Source organism: Streptomyces sp. JNUCC 63, assembly GCF_054366325.1.
Window position 1 is genome coordinate 1,835,926 of record NZ_CM135963.1, and the last position, 15,415, is coordinate 1,851,340.

The 15,415-nt window shown below is 70.2% G+C and carries 11 protein-coding genes; 2 read left to right on the forward strand and 9 right to left on the reverse strand.

Going from position 1 to position 15,415, the window contains the following annotated elements:
* Positions 1-4: 4 nt before the first annotated feature.
* Positions 5-2,251 carry a HAMP domain-containing protein gene (locus ACX25U_RS08315; RefSeq protein WP_454394157.1) on the reverse strand — a complete coding sequence of 749 codons (2,247 nt, stop codon included), beginning with the start codon at positions 2,249-2,251 and terminating at the stop codon, positions 5-7.
* 295 nt (positions 2,252-2,546) lie between these two features.
* The gene (locus ACX25U_RS08320; RefSeq protein ID WP_454390120.1) at positions 2,547-3,779 is read right to left on the reverse strand and encodes a CapA family protein; all 1,233 of its coding nucleotides are present in this window, start codon (positions 3,777-3,779) and stop codon (positions 2,547-2,549) included.
* Between the two features lie 20 nt (positions 3,780-3,799).
* Between ACX25U_RS08320 and ACX25U_RS08325 the strand changes: the two genes are divergently transcribed.
* Positions 3,800-4,762, forward strand: a complete 963-nt coding sequence (locus ACX25U_RS08325; protein ID WP_454390122.1) for a hypothetical protein — start codon at positions 3,800-3,802, stop codon at positions 4,760-4,762.
* A gap of 23 nt (positions 4,763-4,785) precedes the next feature.
* Positions 4,786-5,265 carry an NTP pyrophosphohydrolase gene (locus tag ACX25U_RS08330; protein WP_454390124.1) on the forward strand — a complete coding sequence of 160 codons (480 nt, stop codon included), beginning with the start codon at positions 4,786-4,788 and terminating at the stop codon, positions 5,263-5,265.
* Between the two features lie 332 nt (positions 5,266-5,597).
* On the opposite strand, the gene ACX25U_RS08335 is transcribed toward ACX25U_RS08330, so the two are convergent.
* The 7 genes from ACX25U_RS08335 to ACX25U_RS08365 form a co-directional block, all read right to left on the reverse strand.
* Positions 5,598-6,326 carry a TSUP family transporter gene (locus tag ACX25U_RS08335; protein WP_454390126.1) on the reverse strand — a complete coding sequence of 243 codons (729 nt, stop codon included), beginning with the start codon at positions 6,324-6,326 and terminating at the stop codon, positions 5,598-5,600.
* 138 nt (positions 6,327-6,464) lie between these two features.
* Entirely contained in the window at positions 6,465-7,979 is a 1,515-nt protein-coding gene (locus ACX25U_RS08340) for an amino acid permease (RefSeq protein ID WP_454390128.1), read from the reverse strand.
* A gap of 154 nt (positions 7,980-8,133) precedes the next feature.
* Positions 8,134-10,098 carry a 1-deoxy-D-xylulose-5-phosphate synthase gene (dxs, locus tag ACX25U_RS08345; RefSeq protein ID WP_454390130.1) on the reverse strand — a complete coding sequence of 655 codons (1,965 nt, stop codon included), beginning with the start codon at positions 10,096-10,098 and terminating at the stop codon, positions 8,134-8,136.
* Between the two features lie 193 nt (positions 10,099-10,291).
* A complete protein-coding gene (locus ACX25U_RS08350) occupies positions 10,292-11,572 on the reverse strand; it encodes a sugar ABC transporter permease (RefSeq protein ID WP_454390132.1) in 1,281 nt (426 codons plus the stop codon).
* Positions 11,569-12,360 carry an ATP-binding cassette domain-containing protein gene (locus tag ACX25U_RS08355; RefSeq protein WP_454390134.1) on the reverse strand — a complete coding sequence of 264 codons (792 nt, stop codon included), beginning with the start codon at positions 12,358-12,360 and terminating at the stop codon, positions 11,569-11,571. The genes ACX25U_RS08350 and ACX25U_RS08355 overlap by 4 nt, the downstream gene beginning before the upstream one ends.
* Before the next feature lie 200 nt (positions 12,361-12,560).
* A complete protein-coding gene (locus ACX25U_RS08360; protein ID WP_454390136.1) occupies positions 12,561-13,682 on the reverse strand; it encodes a sugar ABC transporter substrate-binding protein in 1,122 nt (373 codons plus the stop codon).
* Between the two features lie 123 nt (positions 13,683-13,805).
* On the reverse strand, positions 13,806-15,005 hold the full coding sequence (locus ACX25U_RS08365) for an ROK family transcriptional regulator (RefSeq protein ID WP_454390138.1): 1,200 nt from the start codon (positions 15,003-15,005) through the stop codon (positions 13,806-13,808).
* Between the last annotated feature and the right edge of the window lie 410 nt (positions 15,006-15,415).

Genomic DNA, 15,415 nt, shown 5'->3' on the forward strand with positions numbered 1-15,415 from the left:
TGGTTCAGTTCCTTCCGGCGAGCGACTTCGTACCGTCGCGCTTGCGCCGCTCCGACAGCTGCTGGCGGATGAGTTCCAGGCTGCGCATGACGGCGCCGACCTCGTCGTGGTTGCGGGGGTACAGGACGGTACGACGGTCCCCGCCGGCGAGGTCCTCGGCCTGCTGGGCGAGGGCGCGCAGCGGGCGGGCGACCACGATGTACAGCCAGCCGAGACAGGCCGCGGCCGCGGTGACACCGAGCAGTCCGGCGAGGACGGTGCGGTTCTGCAGGCTGTACTCGGGGATGGCGAGCCCGGAGGCGGGCTGCCAGCTCACCACGGTCCAGCCGAGCGGCTTGGTGGCGCCACCGCCGACGAAGGGTGCGGCGGCGGCGATCTGGATGTCGCTGCCGTTGCGGTAGAGGACGCCGGAGGGCCGGGGGTTCATGCCGACCTTCTGGTTGGTGCCCTGGACGAGTTCGCCGAGGCGGCGGTGGGGCAGATCCTCGAAGGCGAAGTAGCCCTTGCTGCCGCCGATGGTGCGCTGCTCGGCGTCGACGACGCGGACTTCGCCGAGACCGGGCCGCTTGAGCAGCGAGTTGATGAAGTCGATCCGGAACTCACCCACGACGGCGGCGCCCTTGCGGCCCGAGAGCTCCGCGGTGCCGACGACGACGGGCTTCCTGCCCCGGTCGTCGAGGACGCGCAGCAGTTCGGTGGAGGGCCCTTCGCCCGGCTTGACGTGGGGCTTGGCCCCGGCGTGGGCCAGGACGGTGCCCTGGGCGTCGAGCACGTACAGCGAGTCGTAGCGTGCGTGTTCGGCGCGGGTGCGCCGCAGGACCTCGGTCATCCGGGACGGCTCGGTGGTCTCACTGACGAGAGAGGCCACCGAGGCCAGGTCGGCGTGGCCCTCGTTGAGGGCGCGGCGCACCCGGTCGCTGAGGGTGTCGGTGCGTTCGCGCTGGTCGTTGACCATCTGCTGCGGTACGACGACGGAGGTGCCGGCGCGGTTGATCAGCAGCATGAGCGGGCCGCACCACAGCAGCAGCAGGACGCCCGCGGCGGCGACGATGGTCCGGCCGCGGATGCGGCCGCGCGGAGGGCTGCCCGCAGCGGCGGACACCGACGGGTCGGACGAGCCGTTGGGGTCGAGGAGCTGGTGGCGCAGTCGTTCGAGGGCGTGGCCGATGCGGGCGGCCTCGCCGAAGCGGGGCACGGTGACCGGGCGGGCGAGGTCGCCCCGGGTGAGACGGCGGCTCTCCAGGAACAGCCGGATCAGCGGGCGCTGCACGGTGCCGATCAACAAGGCGATGGTGAGGCCGCCGATGATCAGCAGGGCGCCCGCGGCGAGCAGGCCGTAGACCGGGGGGGCGGTACTGGTGGGGTCCTCGGCGACCTGGACCATGGCCACGACGGTGAGGCCGAGGCCAGTGGCGACGGTCGGCTCGCCGGGTTCGGGGCCGGCCAGGGTGGCGTACCCGGCGACGGAGCGGTCACCGAGGTAGCGGTCGCCGATGAGGCTGCCGCTGACACCGAGGAATCCGCCGGAGCCGGGTTCCTTGGACTTGATGGGGTTCTGGCGGGCCTTGAGGGCGGCGGTCTTGCCGAACGCCTTCATTTCCTTGAGCGTTTTGGCCGCTTCCTCCCGCTGGAAGTCGCTGACCACCTGTTCCGGTGCCGGAATACCGTCGCTGCTGAGGACCTGGCCCTCGTGGTCGACGACCGCGAGGGCGCGGGCACGGCCGAGGCTGATACCCGGAACCTTGAGGCTGCTGGAAGCCACGAGGAGCTGCTGGGGTTGGCCCTCCCAGCTCAGCAGGCCGAAGGAGAGCAGCCGGACCTCACCGTTCTGGAGGCGCACCATGCGCGGGGCAAGGCCGTCCTTCTCCTTGAGCTTGCCGCGGTCAATGGCGGTGAGGGGCACGTTCTCCCCTCGGGCGGCCAGCAGTCTGCCGGACTTGATCTCGACGACGGCGGTGCCCATCCACTTCTGGTAGACGTTACCGATCTTGTCGAGGACGGCGTCCGGGGACACCGGTGCGGAGGCGTTGAAAAGGGCGGCGGTACGGGTCAGGTCGATGACGCTCTCGTCGACGGAGGCACGCAGCGCGATGGCACCGTCCTCCGCGAAGTGCTGCTGAGAGGTGAGCACGGCCTTGGGCACGGAGTCGTTGCCGACCCGGCCGAGAGTGAGGGCGGTGACTCCCGCCAACGCGAGGAGCAAGGCCGACAAAACCGCGATAGGCGGGCGTATGCCACCCAACAGGGACATGTCGGCTCGTCGGCGGACCTTGTGCCGCCGCTTCTTGAACGAAGCGGCCAACGAGGGGCTCCTCTCTCAAACACCTGGGTACACCCGGGGTTGCCTGAACCTTGACGGGCGCCGACACGCGAGCGCCCGTACGGATGGTCGGCGGACCATCACACGATCCGCGAATGTGTGACCTACCATCCCAGTAAAAAGGTTGTACGTGTTGAGCAAAGATGCTTGCGTGATGTACGCGACACACTCTGCTGTTGCGACATTACGGAACTCACGGGAAGTGTGAACTCGCGGGTAGCCCGCGCTACTCGGACAGGGGTTCCAGCGGTCGCAGCCCGTCGCCGGCGGCGCCGCGGTTGAGCATCGTGCCCTCGGTGCGCTGGAAGGCGAGCCGGTAACGGGAGCGCTGCTGATCGGTGAGCGCCTTGTTCTCGCGCAGAGCGGCCGCGATGTCGACCAGGCGATGGTCCGTCACCGCACCCTTGGGCAGCTTGCCCGATTCGTCCGGGTCCGGCGGAATGTCGACGAACGTGGGTACGTAGCGGGCCTGGACGTCCCAGGAGTCTCCGCGCTTGCTGAACTCGAACCAGCCGATGGCGCCCTCCTCGGTCAGCCCGTTCGGCACATCGTGCCGGGCGACCTGGTTGCCGAGGCTGTAGGCGATCCAGGTGCCGTTGACCTTCTCCATCGGCTGTACGACATGGGGGTGATGGCCGATGATCAGGTCGATCCCGGTCTCCTTGGCGAGCCTGCGCCCCAGGTAGAGCTGCGAGCCACTGGGCGTCGACCAGTTCTCACGGCCCCAGTGGATGCTGAGAATCACCACGTCGGCGCCCGCGGCACGAGCCCGCTTCTCGGCCGCGGAGATGGCCTTGATGTCGGACAGGTTCGCCAGCCACTCCTTGCCCTTCGGCCGCTCGTTGCCGTTGAACCCGACCGTGTAGGCGAGGTGGGCGACCTTGGCCCCCTTCACGTCCATGATCAGCGGCTTGGCCGCCTCCGCCGCGCTGCGGGCCGAGCCGGTGTGCTTCACGCCCGCCTTGTCCAGCACGTTCAGCGTGTTGAAGACGCCCTCCACCCCGTGGTCGAGGGTGTGGTTCGAGGCGGTCGAGCAGGCGTCGTAGCCGATGTTCTTGATCGTGGTGGCGATCTGCGGGGGCACCCGGAAGGCCGGGTAGCTCTCGAACGGCCCCTCGGGCTTGCCGGCGACCGGCTCGAAGTGGCAGATGGCCAGGTCCGCCTTGCTGATCACCGGCTTGACCCCGGCCATCAGCAGATCGAAGTCGAGGCCCTTCTCCCCCTTGCCGGTCACCTCCGCGTCCTTGCGGCCCTGCTCGGTGAGCTGGGGGTGGATGAGGATGTCGCCCGCCGCGGCGACGGTGAAGGCGGGACCACCGCCCGAAGCGGCCTTCGTGCCCGGGTCATTCGGGTCGTCCGAGCCGAACGGGCCGCAGGCGGCGGCTCCGGCGAGCAGGGCGCACAGAGCCAGGCGAGCCGTCAGCGGTCGACGGAATCGGCGGTAGGGGCGTCTCGTCACTCGTATATCTTTATACAATCATGACGGCGAACCGGACCAAGACGGTAACGATTGCAACAACCTTCCTGGTGCTCGCGGCCATTCTGATCGGTTGGGTCGCCCTGGCGGGCCGCTCCGACCCGACCTCGCCGCAGCGGAAGGGTCCGGGGTACGAGACCGACGACGCCGTGGACCTGGTGGCCCGGGTGGACGCCTTCACGGCAGGCTTCCGCGACCGCAGGTCCTACCAGCCGCCGACCCGCGTGGACCGTGACACCGTGGCGCAGGGCGTGCTGCTGTTTCTCGACGGCCGTCACCAGCAGGCACAACAGCGGCTCGCGACTGTGGACTTCGAGATCCGCACGCTGGTCGACCGGGGCACCGGGCGTCGGTTCGCCGAGGTCTTCGACCGCAGCGAGGACGGTAGCGCACCGCGCGGCTGGGGACGCGTCTACCTCCCGCTCGACAGCCCCGCCCGCTGGTCGGTCCAGGTACCGCACCCGATCGCCGACCAGGCGACGGAACGACTCGGCGCACACGTTCTCCTGAGTTCGCACGGCGGCGTGATGATCATCGCAGGCGCACATCGCAATGCGGGGCGCGGGGACTCGGCCGATATGGCGCACCGCAGGGACTCGGTCTTCGACGCCGTCTGCGCCCGGCTGGCGGAACGTGGCTTCCCGGGCCTTCAGATCCATGGCTTCGCCGCCGATTCCGCCCCGGACTACGACGTGATCGCTTCCACCGGCCGGGGCCGGATCGCGCTCGCGGAGGGCCGCACCCTCGCCAACGCGCTGCGCGACCAAGGGTTCTCGGTGTGCCGGGCCTGGGTCCGCAACTGTCCGCTGGAGGGTCGAACGAATGTGCAGGGCCGCAAAGCCGCGGCACAGCACGTACCTTTCCTGCACGTGGAGTTCGGTATCGGGCCGCGTACCGACGAGCAGCTCACGGCCCGCGTCGTGGAGGCGGTGGGCCGGCTCACCACGGACTGGGCCCGCGCCTGATCCCGACCGGAAGGACCCCCCGGATGCCGGCCCCGCCGCCCACCCCGGAACACGACCCGGGCCCTGCCCCCACCTTGCTGATCGTCGACGGGGCCAATGTCGTCGGCTCCGTCCCCGACGGCTGGTGGCGCGACCGGCGAGGCGCCGCCGAGCGCCTGCGCGACCGGCTCGCCGGGTACGTGGCCGGTGGCGTCCCTGGCGTGACGGGCCCACTGGAGATCGTACTGGTCCTGGAAGGGGCCGCGCGGGGCGTGCCGTCCGTGCCCGGTGTACGGGTCGAGGAGGCCCCCGGCAGCGGCGACGACCACATCGTCCGGCTGGCCACCGCCGCGGTGGACCGGGTCCGGGTGGTCGTCACCGCCGACCGCGAACTGCGCCGCCGGGTCACCGAGGCGGGCGCCGGCACGGTGGGACCACGCGTGGTGTACGGCCCCGGCCAGGGGTCTGGTCCCGGCTCCCGTCCCGGTTCCGGCGGCCAGGGCGCCTCCGGCCAGGGGCGGTGATCCCGGGCCGGACTCCGGACCGGGAGAAGCCCGGGTCGGGTCCGGGTCCCGCCCGAGCCGGCCCAGGACCCGGTCCGGGAACAGCCCGAGGAAGAGCCCAGAGCCCGGCCCGAGGCCCCACCCGACGACAACCCAGAGCTCGGCCCAAGGCCCCACCCAACGACAGCCCAGAGCCCAGGCCCGAAGTCCGACCCGAGGACAGCCCAGGGCACGACCCGCGGACAGCCCAGGGCACGGCCCGAGGCCCGCCCCGGGGCCCGGCCTGGGTCCGGTCGCCGGGGCGGTCGGCGGGGCGGTCGGCGGTGTGCCGGGCTCGCAGCCGGCCTCGCGCGTCAGCTCAGCGCGGCCTGGTACAGCGACACACAGGCACTGGCGACCAGCACCCCCAGGACAATCTTCTTGAAGCGCGCCGAATCCGTACGGGCGAAGACGCGGTCCCCGCACCACCAGCCCACCAGCAGGCCGGGGAGCCCCGCGCCGGCCAGCAGCAGACTGTCCGCGGTCAGCCGGCCGACGGCGAAGAATCCCGCGAGGGCCAGGACGTTCTGTACGCAGAACGTGGCCTGGAGCGTCGCCCGGAACTCACGGGGCGCCAGCCCCATGGCCTGGAAGGCGGCGACCAGCGGCGGCCCGTTCATCCCGGTCGAGGTCAGCAGCGCCCCGCTGGCGAACCCCGCGGCGGCCGTGGGACCCGTCCCGCGCCGGAAGGTCATGCCACGGCCGATCAGGACGGCGAACACCAGCACGGCACAGGCAATGAGGACGGACAGCGCACCCGCGCTGAGCGCCGTCACCGCGAGCAGCCCGAGCGGCATGCCCACGAGGCCCGCTCCGCTCACCAGGCTCGCGGTGCGCACGTTGACGTGGTCCCTCTGGTGGACGCAGACCGTCAGCGAGAGCACCAGGCCCAGCGAGGTGACCACGACGATGGCGTTCTGGGGGCTGGTCAGCAGGGCCAGCAGCGGCACGGCCACCAGCGCGAACCCGAAGCCGCTCAACGCCTGCGCGAACGACGCCAGCGCGATGATCAGCGCCACCTCGGTGATCAAGGTCGCCGTCACGTGCACCCTCCCCGGCCCACTGCCGCCGGGGTGGCCCGTCCGTCCCCGTACCTCCCTCGCACATTACCGGCCGGGCGAACGCCGGCCACCCCAAGGGGTGCCCCTCGACCACCACGGGCCCTGGCCCTAGCCCTGGCCCTAGCCCTGGCCCTGGCCCTGGGGCTGGGGCTGGGGCTGGGCCTTGTCCTGGGCGAGCCTGCTGTGCGTGCGGCCGTAGAAGAAGTAGACCACGAAGCCGATCACCATCCAGATGCCGAAGCGGATCCAGGTCTCGGCGGGCAGGTTCACCATCAGCCACAGGGAGGCGAGCACCGAGAGGACCGGAAGGTACGGGACCAGCGGGGTCCGGAAGGAGCGGGGCAGGTCGGGGCGGGTCCTGCGGAGGATGATCACGCTGATCGCGACGACGACGAAGGCGAACAGCGTGCCGATGTTCACCAGCTCGGCCAGGACGCTCAGGCTGGTGAAGCCCGCGACGACGGCGATGATCACGCCGAGCAGGATGGTCGGCCGGTACGGGGTGCGGAAGCGCGGGTGGGTGTGCGAGAAGAACCGGGGCAGCAGCCCGTCCCGGCTCATCGCGAAGAACACCCGGGCCTGGCCGAGCAGCAGGATCATGCACACCGTGGTCAGGCCGATCGCGGCACCGAAGCTGATCAGGCCCGCGTACCACGGGTGCCCGGTGGACTTGAAGGCGTCGGCGAGCGGCGCGTCCACGGACAGCGCGCTGTACTTCTGCATACCGGTGACGACGATCGACACACCGACGTACAGCGCGGTGCAGATGATCAGCGAGCCGAGGATGCCGCGCGGCACGTCGCGCTGCGGGTTGCGGGTCTCCTCCGCGGCGGTGGCCACGACGTCGAAGCCGATGAAGGCGAAGAAGACGACGGACGCGGCGGTGAAGATGCCCATCACGCCGAAGTTGGACGGCGCCCAGCCGATCATCAGCTCGATGAGGGGCGCCTTGAGCGTGCCGCCCGCCGTCACCGGCTGGGCCTTCGGGATGAACGGGTCGTAGTTGCCGGCCTTGATGAAGAACGCGCCCGCGATGATCACGACGAGCACGACGGCCACCTTGATGGCGACGATGACCGAGGTGACCCGCGCGGAGAGCTTCATGCCGAGGACGAGGACGGCGGTGAGGACCAGCACGAGGAGGGCGGCGAGAATGTCGAAGCCGAAGCCGGTCGCGTTGTCCCTTCCCCCGAGGTAGGCGGGCAGGTGCCAGCCCGCGTTGTCGAGCAGCGAGTGGATGTAGCCGGACCAGCCGACGGAGACCACCGCCGTGCCGAGCGCGAGTTCCAGCACCAGGTCCCAGCCGATGATCCAGGCGGGCAGTTCGCCGAGCGAGGCGTAGGAGAAGGTGTAGGCGGACCCGGCCACCGGAACCGTGGAGGCGAACTCGGCGTAGCAGAGCGCGGCGAGCGCGCAGACCACCCCGGCCACGACGAAGGACAGGGACACGGCGGGGCCGGCGTGGTTCTTCGCGGCCGCGCCGGTGAGGACGAAGATTCCGGTGCCGATGATGACACCGATGCCGAAGACGGTCAGATCGAGGGCGGAGAGGGATTTTCGGAGCGCGTGCTCCGGTGCCTCGGTGTCCTGGATCGACTGCTCCACGTTCTTCGTCCTGAGGAGCGTGCTGCTCACGGCCTACCTCCCCTGTTTGTCGTCCTCGACATGGTCGAGGGGCTGGGGATGCGTATGCCCCGGCACTGGCAGGTTCACGCAGCGGGGCCGGTTCCGCCACCTGTGGGAGGTCGCGGAACCGGCCCGATGGATCCGGGGCGCCGGGCCGGGTGGTTCAGTCGCGCGCGGACTGCACCGAGTCGACCTCGGCGGCCGGGCGTTCGGCGGGGGCCCTCCCGTTCGAGCGGAGCCGGGAGTGGGGGAGGCCGTCCAGCCTGGAGACCAGACCCGTGACCTGGCGGGCGATGTCCGGAGCGGTCAGGCCGATCTCCGCGAGCACCTCGGCGCGGGAGGCGTGGTCCAGGAAGCGCGGTGGGATGCCGAAGTCGCGCAGCGGTACGTCGACGCCCGCGTCCCGCAGGGCCTGGGCGACGGCCGAGCCGACACCGCCGACGCGGGAGTTGTCCTCGACGGTGACGACCACGCGGTGCCGCTCGGCGAGCGGGGCCATGGCCCCGTCGACCGGCTTGACCCAGCGCGGGTCGACGACGGTGGTGGAGATGCCCTGCTTGTCGAGGAGCGCGGCCGTCTCCAGGCACATCGGGGCGAGGGCGCCGACGGAGACGAGCAGGACGTCCGGGGTGTCGGTGCCGGGTTCGCGCAGTACGTCCATGCCGCCGACGCGGCCCACGGCGGGTACGGCGGGGCCGACGGCGCCCTTGGAGAAGCGGACCACGGTCGGGGCGTCGTCCACCTCGACGGCCTCGCGCAGCTGGGCGCGGACCTGGTCGGCGTCGCGCGGGGCGGCCAGGCGCAGGCCGGGGACGACCTGGAGGATCGACATGTCCCACATGCCGTTGTGGGAGGCGCCGTCGGTGCCGGTGACACCGGCCCGGTCCAGGACGAAGGTGACGCCGCACTTGTGCAGGGCCACGTCCATCAGGACCTGGTCGAAGGCGCGGTTGAGGAAGGTGGCGTAGACGGCGAAGACGGGGTGCACGCCGGCGTGGGCGAGGCCGGCCGCGGAGACGGCGCCGTGCTGCTCGGCGATGCCGACGTCGTAGACCCGGTCGGGGAAGGCCTTGGCGAACTTGTCCAGGCCGACCGGCTGGAGCATGGCCGCGGTGATGGCGACGATGTCCTTGCGTTCCTTGCCGAGCTTGACCATCTCGTCGCCGAAGACACTGGTCCAGTCGGCGCCGGAGGTGGCGATCGGCAGGCCGGTGTCGGGGTGGATCTTGCCGACGGCGTGGAAGCGGTCGGCCTCGTCCTGCAGGGCGGGCTGGTAGCCGCGGCCCTTCTCGGTGAGGCAGTGCACGATGACCGGGCCGCCGAACCGCTTGGCGCGGGCCAGCGCGGACTCCAGGGCCTCGATGTCGTGGCCGTCGATGGGTCCGACGTACTTCAGGCCCAGGTCCTCGAACATGCCCTGGGGGGCGATGAAGTCCTTCAGGCCCTTCTTGGCCCCGTGCAGCGTCTCGTACAGCGGCCTGCCGACGACCGGGGTGCGCTCGAGGACCTCGCGGGTGCGGGCGAGGAAGCGCTCGTAGCCGTCGGTGGTGCGCAGGGTGGCGAGGTGGTTGGCGAGGCCGCCGATGGTCGGGGCGTAGGAGCGCTCGTTGTCGTTGACGACGATGACGAGGGGGCGGTCCTTGGCGTCGGCGATGTTGTTCAGCGCCTCCCAGGCCATGCCGCCGGTCAGCGCGCCGTCGCCGATGACCGCGACGACGTGGCTGTCCCGCTTCAGCAGCTGGTTGGCCTTGGCGATGCCGTCGGCCCAGCCCAGCACGGTGGAGGCGTGGCTGTTCTCGATGACGTCGTGCTCGGACTCGGCCTGCGAGGGGTAGCCGGACAGGCCGCCCTTCATCTTCAGTCTGGAGAAGTCCTGACGGCCGGTGAGCAGCTTGTGCACGTAGGACTGGTGGCCGGTGTCCCACAGCACCTTGTCCTTCGGCGATTCGAAGACGCGGTGCAGGGCGATGGTCAGCTCCACCACACCGAGGTTGGGGCCGAGGTGGCCGCCGGTCTTGGAGACCTCGGTGACGAGGAAGGTCCGGATCTCCTGCGCCAGCCGGTCCAGCTCCTCCAGGCTGAGCCGGTCCAGATCGCGCGGTCCCCTGATGCGGGTCAGCAGCGGCACCCGTGCCTCCTTGCAGTAGAGCTGATCGAGCTGTTACCGGGCGGGTCGAGTCTAATGTTCCGCCTGACCGCCCGGTGTCCGGGCGGTGGGTGATGGCTCACGCGAACGGCCGTGCCCCGCGGAAACCCTGTTCAGGCACGACCGTGCCCGGCACCGTCGTCGGTGCCGGGCACGGTCGTGGTGCGGGCAGCGCTCAGGCGCGTCCGGCCGACTTCTGGGTCTTGCGGGTGATCGAGTCGATGACGACCGTGGCGAGGAGCACACCACCGGTGATCATGTACTGGATCGGGGTGGCGATGCCCTGCAGGGCGAGGCCGTACTGGATCGACGTGATCACGAGTACACCGAGCAGCGCGTTCCAGGTGCGGCCCCGGCCACCGAAGAGGCTGGTGCCGCCGATGACGGCCGCGGCGATGACGTTCATCAGCAGGTCGCCGGAGCCGGCGCTCTGGTTGGCGGCCGCGATCTTGGAGGCCCAGAAGAGACCGCCGATCGAGGCGAAGAAGCCCGCGATGGCGAAGACCGAGACACGGACCGCGGTGACGTTGATACCGGCACGGCGGGAGGCCTCGACGCTGCCGCCGAGCGCGAAGACCTTGCGGCCGTATGTGGTGCGGCGCAGCACGAAGTCGCTGCCGACCAGGACGATCGCGAAGAACAGCACCGCGAGCGGCAGGCCCTTGTACTGGTTGAACATGATCGCGACGGCGAACGCGGCGATCGCGAGCAGCACGGTGCGCAGCACGATGTCGCTCAGCGGGCGGGACGGGATGCCCGCGGCCTCGCGGCGGCGGTTGCCGAAGAAGGCCGACAGGAAGTATCCGGCGACCGCGACGACAGCCAGGAGGTAGGCGACGGCCACGTCCGAGAAGTAGTACGTGGTGAGCTTGCCGACCACGCCGTCGCCGTCGATGTTGATCGTGCCGTTGGCACCCAGGACCTGGAGCATGAAGCCGTTCCAGAACAGCAGGCCGGCCAGGGTCACTGCGAACGCGGGCGCACCGATCCGGGCGAAGAAGAAGCCGTGCAGGGCGCCGATGACCGCGCCGGCCGCGAGGGCGGTGACGACGGCGAGCCACTCGTTCACGCCGTGGGTGACGCTCATCACGGCCATGATCGCCGAGGAGACACCGGAGACGGAGCCGACCGACAGGTCGATCTCGCCGAGCAGCAGCACGAAGATGATGCCGACCGACATCATGCCGGTGGCCACCATGGCGACGAAGATGTTGTTGAGGTTCTCCGCGCCCAGGAAGGCCGAGTCGAGGCTCTGGAAGATCGCGCAGATGACGATGAGGCCGATGACGACCGGAATGGCGCCGAGGTCACCGGCGCGCACCTTGCGCTTGAACTCGCCGAGGTAGCCGGCGAATCCCTGCTCGCGCATGAGAAGGCGGGGGTCGACGGCGGGGGCGGCGCCGACCGCGGCGGCGGGCGCGTCGACGGGGGCGGCCTGGGACTTGTCGATGCTCACTTCTGGGCCTCCGCGTTGGTGCGCGCCGCACGACGGGTCACGGCGTTGTCCGTGGCACCGGTGATGGCGGAGATGATCTCTTCCTGCGAGGTGGTCTTGACCTCGAACACGCCGTTGTTGCGGCCGAGCCGGAGGACGGCGACCTTGTCGGCGACGGCCTTCACATCCGCCATGTTGTGGCTGATGAGGATGACCGCGAGGCCGCGCTCACGCAGCCGCTCGACGAGGTCGAGGACCTGGGCCGTCTGCTCGACACCGAGGGCGGCCGTCGGCTCGTCGAGGATGACCAGCTTGGGCTCGCCGAGCATGGAGCGGGCGATGGCCACGACCTGGCGCTGGCCGCCGGAGAGCGAGGCGATCGGGATGCGGACGCTCGGGATGCGGATCGAGAGCTGCTCCAGCAGCTCGCGCGAGCGGCGCTCCATCTCGACCTCGTCCAGGACACCGCGGCGCTTGATCTCACGGCCGAGGAACAGGTTGCCGACGACATCGATGTTGTCGCACAGGGCGAGGTCCTGGTAGACCGTCGCGATGCCCAGGTCCTGGGAGTCGTGCGGCCTGTTGACCGTGACGGGCTTGCCCTCCCACTCGATGACACCGTCATCGATGGGGTGCACGCCGGCGATCGTCTTGACAAGGGTGGACTTTCCGGCGCCGTTGTCGCCGACGAGGGCGACCACCTCTCCGGCGTGGACCTCAAGCTCTACGTCGGTGAGCGCCTGGACAGCACCGAATCGCTTGGAGACCCCGCGCAACGCCAGCACGGGCGTAGCGGACACGTGAACCATCTCCTTCGCCGCCTGAGCCTGACCCGGCGGGAGGTTGAACAAGAAGAGTGAGGGGGGCGTGTTCCGTCCGGCGCCCCGCCGTTGTGCTGCGGGGCTGTCGGCGGCAGGGCGCCGGACGTGCTGACACGGGTGCGCGCGATCGGTGGGCGCGGTGTCCCGTGCAGGTCAGTTGGGCCGCCGCTCGGGCGGCCCCGGAAGTGTTACTTCAGGCCGATCTTGTCGCAGGCGGCCTTGTACTTGGCCGTGCAGATCTCGCCGAGCGTGTAGTAACCCTGGTCGATGACCGTGTCCTTGATGTTGTCCTTCGTCAGCGAGACGACGGGGACGATGACCGCCGGGATGCCCTTGTCGGTACCGCTGTCGACGGTGCTCGTCTTCAGGGAGCTGTCGACCTTGCCGGTCTTGGCGATCGAGACGGCCATCTTGGCGACGGTCTCGGCCTCCTGCGGGTACGACTTGAAGACGCTCATGTACTGCTCGCCGGCCACGATGCGCTGCACGCCCGCGAGTTCCGCGTCCTGGCCGGTGACCGGGGGAAGCGTCTTGAGGCCCGCGCCCTTGAGCGCGGTGATGATGCCGCCCGCCATGCCGTCGTTGGCGGAGTAGACGCCGACGATCTTGTCCTTGCCGAGGGCGGAGATGGCGCCCTCCATGTTGGCGTTGGCGTTCTCCGGCTTCCACTCCTTGGTGTCGTACTCCTTGCCGATGTTCACCTTGCCGTCGAGGACGTCGTGGGCGCCCTTCTTGAACTGCGCGGCGTTCGGGTCGGTCACGGAGCCGTTCATCATGACGATCTTGCCGGACTTGGCCTTGCCGCCCAGGGCCTTCAGCAGGGCCTCACCCTGCGTCTTGCCGACCTCCTCGTTGTCGAACGAGGTGTAGGCGGCGATCGGGCCCTCGGCAAGACGGTCGTAGGCGACGACCGGGATGCCGGCGTCCTTGGCCCTCTTCACGCCCGAGGCGACGGCCTTGTAGTCGACCGCGTCCAGGATCAGCACGTCGACCTTCTTGGTGATCATCGTGTCGATCTGCTGCGACTGGAGGGTCGCGTCCTGCTTGGCGTTGAGGTACTCGACCTTGCCCTTGTTGTTCGTCAGCTCCGCGATCTTCTTCTCGATGATCGGCTTGTCGAACTTCTCGTAACGGGCGGTCTGGTTCTCCGGCAGGAGCAGGCCGACCGTGATGTCGTCGCCCTTCTTCTCGCTGCCCGACGGCTTCGAGGAGCCGCCGCCGGACTCCTTGGCGCTGCCACAGGCGGCGAGCGAGACGGCCATGGCACCAACAGCAACGGCGACGGCCGCGCGACGCATACGCGTGTTCACTTCTTCAAACCTCCCTGACGAGGCCGCGTCGTTGCGGCCGAGGTGGCAGGAAGTCAACTCGGCCCACACGTACGGCGTCAAGAAGTTAATACTTAACGAGATGGCAACGGTGCCATCCGTTCTCTAAGTGAAGGCAGGCGCCGCCAGGTGCAGAGTCCCGTCCAACAGGGTCGAATCGCCCATCTCGCTGAGCGCCAGGGCGAGCGCCCCGAGGACCTCCGCGCGGCCCCCAAGGGTCCCTGGAAGCACGGAGAGCCGACGGGCGGCACTGGGGATGGCGTAGCGGGTGACGGACTCCCTGATGGGTCCCAGGACCAGCTCACCGGCCTCCGCGAGATCGCCACCGAGGATCACCCGGCTCGGGTTGAGCAGGTTGCAGAGGTTGGCGACTCCGCTGCCGACGTGACGGCCCACGTCGGCGATCACCCGCCGGCAGCCGGGGTCGCCCTCCCGCGCCAGCCGTACGACGCCTTCCAGGGTCAAGTCGGTGCCGTGGCTGGGCTGGAGCAGCGGGAGCACGTACCGGGCTGCGGCGAAGGTCTCCAGGCAGCCCCGGTTTCCGCAGCGGCAGACCGGGCCGGACTCGTCGAGCGTGATGTGCCCGATCTCGCCTGCGGTGCCGCCGGGGCCGCGGTAGATCCTGCCGTTGATCACCAGGCCGGCGCCCACGCCGCTGGCGATCTTGATGTACGCCAGGTCGCGCACGCCCCGGCCGCTGCCCCAGACCAGCTCGCCCAGGGCGCCGAGGTTGGCGTCGTTGTCCACGTGCACCGGCACGCCGAGGCGCCCCCGCAGCTCCTCGGCGGGCTTGACGCCCGTCCAGCCCGGCAGGATCGCCGTGGAGCCCAGGGTGCCGGACTCGACGTCGATCGGGCCGGGTACGCCGACGCCCACGCCGGCGATCTTGGCACGGTCGATGCCCGTTGCGTCGATCAGGCGGTTGACCAGCTCTTCCGCCCGGTCGAAGCCCTGCGCCGAGGAGGCGTCCACGTCCAGCGGCTCGGACTCCTCGGCGAGTACCTGGTGGGCGAGGTTGCCGATCGCGACCCGCAGGTGCGTGTGCCCGAAGTCCACGCCGATCACGATGCCGGCGTCCCCGCTCAGCGACACGCTGCGGGCCCGGCGGCCGCCCGCGGACGTGGGCGTGACCTGGACCGTTCCCCCGTCCTTGAGCTCGCGCACGATGTTGGAGACGGTCGCCGCGGACAGGCCCGTGGTCCTCGCGATCTCCGCCTGCGTGAGCGATCCGGCCAGCCGTACGGCGCGTACGACCCGCTCCAGGTTGGCTCGGTGCAGCGACGACTGCGACCCTGGAGTCTCCACGACGACCTCCTGAGCGCGGGGCCGCTCCGGCGAGGCCCCGACTATGTCCAACTAGTGAACTCTAAGCTGAGCTGTTCGGGTTGCCTCCCGTCAAGAGGTTGAACCGTTATACGGCCCCTTGGACATGTTTACGAAGGCATGGTAGAGCGGCACCGGGCGGCCCTGGGCGAGCCGCTCCCGCAGGCCCGGAGGGTGGCGCGAGCAAGGCGCGACACGGCCGCCGCCGGGGCGGGAACAGCCGGTCATGCGCGAGCCGACCGTGCACACGTGCCTCCAAGCCCGGAACACCCGGAAGCGGTGCCCGCACAGGACATCCGGGCGAGCCACCTCTTCCGCGCCCATGCGGCAACGACGTCGTGACCGGGGACGAGGCGGCGCTCCACGGGCGCGCACCTGGGCCCCGGCAGCCC

Coding starts and splice junctions, on each gene's coding strand:
- ACX25U_RS08315 (WP_454394157.1), bottom strand. CDS start 2,251: ATGTCCCTGTTGGGTGGCATACGCCCGCCTATCGCGGTTTTGTCGGCC.
- ACX25U_RS08325 (WP_454390122.1), top strand. CDS start 3,800: ATGACGGCGAACCGGACCAAGACGGTAACGATTGCAACAACCTTCCTG.
- ACX25U_RS08330 (WP_454390124.1), top strand. CDS start 4,786: ATGCCGGCCCCGCCGCCCACCCCGGAACACGACCCGGGCCCTGCCCCC.
- ACX25U_RS08355 (WP_454390134.1), bottom strand. CDS start 12,360: ATGGTTCACGTGTCCGCTACGCCCGTGCTGGCGTTGCGCGGGGTCTCC.